We start from the raw sequence: 4,469 nt of genomic DNA, 5'->3' as shown, positions 1-4,469 counted from the left end.
CCCCCCCCCTGCCGATCCCGCGCCGCGAACGGCTCCTGACGTGGGCGCGAACGTGCGGGGCGATGGTCGTCGAGGACGACTACGACGCCGAGTTCCGCTACGACGTCGCGCCGCTGCCCGCCCTGTACGGCCTGGACCCCGGCAGGGTGATCCTCCTGGGCACCCTGTCCAAGACGCTCTCGCCCGACCTGGGCATCGGGTGGCTCGTCGCCGAACCCGCCCTGGTGGAGCGGGTGGCCGAGGTGCGCGCCGACCTGTCCGACCGCACGAGCGGTCCCGTCCAGGCGGCCACGGCGCTGCTGCTGGAGCGCGGCGACCTGGACCGGCACCTGCGCCGCATGCGCCGGGAGTACGTCCGCCGCCGCGGGCTGCTGGTGGAGTACCTGGGGCCGAGGCTGACCGGTGACACGGCGGGGCTGCACGTCATGCTGCCGCTGCCCGCGCACGCCGTGGCCGGGGTGGTCGACGCCGCGGCCGAACGCGGCGTCCTGGTCGCGGACACGGGTCACGCGAGCCCCGGCGAGCCCACCGTGCACGGTCTCATCCTCGGCTACGGCTCCGCCACCCTGTCCCAGCTGCGCCGCGCCTGCGAGGTCCTCGCCGACGTGCTCGACCACCGCGTCTGAGGGCGGTCCTCCCCGGACGAATGGGCACGGGTCCAGCGTGGGATGCTCGCCTCACCGGGTCCCCGCTGACACGATCGGTGTCGGTACGTCGTCGGGGGGAGGCGGTCGGGTGACGGACGTGATCGCGTTCGCCGTGCTGCTGCTCGGCTACGCGCTGATCTCGGGGCGCACACAGGGCACGTCCCTGACCGCGCCGATGGTGTTCACGACCGGTGGCCTGGTGCTCGGCGCCGGAGGACTGGACCTGCTGGGCGGCAGCGCCACGGGCGCCACGGTCCGTGTCCTCACCGAGGTGGCCCTGACACTCGTGCTGTTCACCGACGCCGTCCGCATCGACCTTCGGGTACTGCGGCGCGAGTACCACCTGCCCCTCCTCCTGCTCGGGATCGGCATGCCCGTCGGCATCGCCCTCGGCACCGCGGCCGCCCAGGGGATCCTGCCCGGACTCAGCCTGGCGGGCGCGGCTCTGCTGGCGTCGGTGCTCGCCCCGACCGACGCGGCCCTGGGCCAGGCGGTGATCTCCGACCGGCGTCTGCCCGTCCGGATCCGCCAGACCCTCAACGTCGAGAGCGGGCTCAACGACGGCATCGCCCTGCCCGCCGTCATGGTGTTCTCCGCTCTCGCCGCCTCGGAGGAGGTGGGCGGGTCCACGTGGTCGTGGGCGGGCTTCGCCGCGGGACAGATCGGGGTGGGGGCGCTGGTCGGTGTCTGCGTGGGCGGACTCGGCGCGTGGGCGATCACCCGGGCCGACGCCGCCGGGTGGGTCAACGCGACCCATCGCCGCCTGTTCGCGATCGGGGTGGCCGGGCTGTCCTACGCGGGCGCCGAGGTGACGACGGGCAGCGGCTTCCTGGCCGCGTTCGTCGCGGGTCTGGTCTTCGGGGCGCTGGCCAGGCAGCAGCGGGAGTTCGTGCACCAGTTCGCCGAGCGGGAGGGGGAGCTCCTCACTCTGATGACGTTCGCCCTGTTCGGGGCGGTGATCATCGGCCCTCGGCTCGGCGATGTCGACGGGCTGACCCTGGTGTACGCGGTGCTGAGCCTGGCGGTGGTGCGCCCCCTCGCCGTGGCCGTGGCGACCCTCGGCGCGCGGCTGCGCCCGGAGACCGTGTGCTTCCTCGGCTGGTTCGGCCCGCGCGGGCTCGCCTCGATCGTGTTCGCCCTGCTCGTGGTCGAACACGGCGATGTCGCCGAGGCGGACCGGATCCTCCTGGTCGCGGGTGTGACCGTCCTGCTCAGTGTGTACGCGCACGGGATCACGGCCGCCCCGTGGGCGCGTTCGTTCGGCCGCCGCGCGGGCCGCTACGATCCGACGGCGCCCGAGCACCGGGACGTCACCGTGCACCACCACCGGTGGCACGCTCCCCGGGGGCAGGACACCGGCCGGGGGGACTGACGACGCGGGACGGGTCCGGTCCGTTGAGGGGGCGGGCGCGACTCGCCCGTGGGCGGCCGACGCGCGGCGCCCGGCGCGCTCAGGCGGTCCGGTTCCAGGAGGTGATGACCGGACGTCCGTGCTCGCGGCCGAGTGTGCTCACGGCCCCGGTGTCCAGCCGAAGCAGCGCCCCGTCGGAGGGGGCCAGACCCAGCCAGCGCGCGGTGAGCACCCGCAGGACGTGGCCGTGCGCCACCAGCGCGACGTCGGGCCCGGAGCCGCCGCCCAGGATCAGCGACACCGCGGCCAGGACCCGGTCGGCGCGTTCCCCGACCTGTTCGACGCTCTCCCCGGGGTGCTCCGCGTCGCCCTCGGGCACCCCGTCGGTCCACAGGTTCCACTCCGGGCGCTCGCGTTGGATCTCGGCGGTGGTGATTCCCTCGTACCCGCCGTAGTCCCACTCCATGAGGTCGGGATCGGGCACCGTCTCCCCCAGCCCCGCCAGCTCGGCGGTGCGCACCGCCCGCCGGAGCGGGCTGGTCACCACCAGGTCGATGTCGAGCCCGGCGAGGAGGGGGAGCAGGGCCACGGCCTGCCGCTCCCCCTCCTCGGTCAGGGGGAGGTCCGTGCGCCCGGTGTGCCGTCGCGCCCGGCTCCACTCGGTCTGCCCGTGTCTGATCAGCACCAGTTCACCCATGGCACCGATCCTGCCGCACCGGGCGCGCGGTCACTCCCCCGACGCGTCGGGTCAGCCCTTGTCGACGGGCAGGCCGGCCTCCACCCAGTCCTGGATCCCCTCGCGGTACTTGCGCACGCGGGTGTAGCCGAGCCCCTCCAGGGCGGTGGCCACGGCCTGGCTGTTCCCGCACGCGGGGTTGGAGCAGTAGACGGCGATGAGGGCGTCCTTGTCGGGCAGCACCTCGGCGGAGCGGTCGCTCACCTCGTCGGCGACCAGGGCGACGGCGCCGGGAAGGTGCTGCTGCTCGTAGTAGGTGCCGCCGAGGGCGTCCACCACGGTCACCGTCCCGGTGTCGATGTGCCTCTTGAGTTCCTCGCGGCTGATGAGTGCGGTCATGGTTCCTCTCCTATCCGGACTGCGGTCCGCTTGCATGAACGAACATAACCGGACCAAAGTCCGTTTGTCTAGTAGGCTGGTCCCCGTGAACGACGAACTGCTTCAGGTGCTGCGCCGACCGCCGCGGGAGCGGGCCGACGCCGCACGCAATCGGGCCCGGGTCCTGGACGCCGCCGCGCGCCTGTTCGCGGAGGGGGGTGTGGAGGCGCTGACCGTCGACGCCGTCGCCCGCGCGGCGCAGGTCGGCAAGGGGACGGTCTTTCGCCGCTTCGGCGACAAGTCCGGACTGGTCGCCGCGCTGCTGGACCAGCGCGAGCGGCGACTGCAGGAGCGGATCGTCTTCGGTGATCCCCCTTTGGGGCCGGGAGCGCCCGCCCGGGACCGCGCGCTGGCCTTCTTCGACGCCTACCTCACCCACCTGGCCGACCACCTGGACCTGGTCCGGCTGTCCGAGACGGCCTCGCCCGGCGCCCGCTACCGCGTCGGGTCCTACGTGTTCTGGCACCGGCACCTGGCGATCCTGTGCGCCGACCGTCCCGACCCCGACCACCTCGCACACGTCCTGCTCGGAACGGTCGACGCCGACCTGAACGCCGAACTGCGCGAACACGGGTACGACTGGGACCGGATCCGCTCCGGTGTCGCGGCCGCGGTTGGCGCGCTACTCGGACCGCCCCCGGACCCGTGGGCCGCCCGATTCCGTGGATCGCGGACGGAGGCGCCGAATCGTCGCTACCCTCCTCACCATGACGCAACGCACCGTGACCAGTGACGTGCACGTCTCCTCCCGTTCCGCGAAGGTCCCCCAGCCCCGGTTCCACAAGCCCAACGAGGACCTGGCCGCGGCGATGGAGTGCACGCGCTGCGCCGAACTCGGGATCAGCACGCCGCCCGGTTGGGCCGACCGCAGGAAGCTCTCGACCAAGAAGGAGCGCAAGAGGAAGCAGCTGGAGCACATCCGGCGACAGCGCGAGGCGCCCAAGAAGCCGCACAAGCGCGGCCCGCTGCCGCTCAACGAGCTCCAGTCCGCCTTCCTGCGCGACGTGTGGGCGTACCTGACGCGCGAGGCGGTCGGCGACGACCCCGACAGCCGTCTGCTCGCGCTCACCTGCGCCCTGCGCGGTGCGATCAAGGGCCACGCGAACATGACGGGGCAGGACGTGCGGTCGCTCCGGATGGAGGACCCGCACGCCGCCCTCACCACGCTGGTCTCGTCCGGGTGGCTCGACACCACCCCCGAGCGGGCGATCAACGCCGAGCCCTCCAACCTCGCCCGGTGCGGCCTGCCCGACCTCCAGGGCAACCCGTGGGACGTCGGCAACGGCGTGCGCTCACGCGCCTCGGGATGGGTGACCCGCAGCCTCACCCACAAGAAGATGCGCAAGAAGCCCAACCG

5 protein-coding genes and 1 pseudogene are annotated in these 4,469 nt (G+C 73.3%); 4 read left to right on the top strand and 2 right to left on the bottom strand.

What is annotated here, in order from left to right; genetic code table 11:
- Both D471_RS0117910 and D471_RS0117905 read left to right on the top strand, forming a co-directional pair.
- Positions 1–626: aminotransferase class I/II-fold pyridoxal phosphate-dependent enzyme (locus tag D471_RS0117910; protein ID WP_026127832.1), on the top strand; the 626-nt coding region annotated here is incomplete at its 5' end.
- 109 nt (positions 627–735) lie between these two features.
- Positions 736–2,019: a cation:proton antiporter gene (locus D471_RS0117905; protein ID WP_017599887.1), complete on the top strand. Its 1,284-nt coding sequence runs from the start codon at positions 736–738 to the stop codon at positions 2,017–2,019.
- Between the two features lie 79 nt (positions 2,020–2,098).
- Here the strand turns inward: D471_RS0117905 and D471_RS0117900 are convergent, their stop codons facing one another.
- Positions 2,099–2,695, bottom strand: coding sequence for a histidine phosphatase family protein (locus tag D471_RS0117900; RefSeq protein ID WP_017599886.1), 597 nt, complete (start codon positions 2,693–2,695; stop codon positions 2,099–2,101).
- A gap of 51 nt (positions 2,696–2,746) precedes the next feature.
- Complete coding sequence (locus D471_RS0117895; RefSeq protein WP_017599885.1) at positions 2,747–3,073, bottom strand: rhodanese-like domain-containing protein; 327 nt, start codon at positions 3,071–3,073, stop codon at positions 2,747–2,749.
- 85 nt (positions 3,074–3,158) lie between these two features.
- On the opposite strand from D471_RS0117895, the gene D471_RS0117890 reads away from it, so the two are divergent.
- Entirely contained in the window at positions 3,159–3,845 is a 687-nt protein-coding gene (locus tag D471_RS0117890; protein ID WP_017599884.1) for a TetR/AcrR family transcriptional regulator, read from the top strand.
- Positions 3,820–4,469, top strand: a pseudogene (locus D471_RS0117885) (hypothetical protein); the annotation flags it as partial. The gene D471_RS0117890 and the pseudogene D471_RS0117885, both read left to right, overlap by 26 nt.

This window comes from Nocardiopsis lucentensis DSM 44048 (genome assembly GCF_000341125.1).
In the GTDB taxonomy this organism is placed as follows: domain Bacteria; phylum Actinomycetota; class Actinomycetes; order Streptosporangiales; family Streptosporangiaceae; genus Nocardiopsis; species Nocardiopsis lucentensis.
This window is presented reverse-complemented; position numbering and strand designations above follow the sequence as displayed.

Coding starts and splice junctions, on each gene's coding strand:
- D471_RS0117900 (WP_017599886.1), bottom strand. CDS start 2,695: ATGGGTGAACTGGTGCTGATCAGACACGGGCAGACCGAGTGGAGCCGG.
- D471_RS0117895 (WP_017599885.1), bottom strand. CDS start 3,073: ATGACCGCACTCATCAGCCGCGAGGAACTCAAGAGGCACATCGACACC.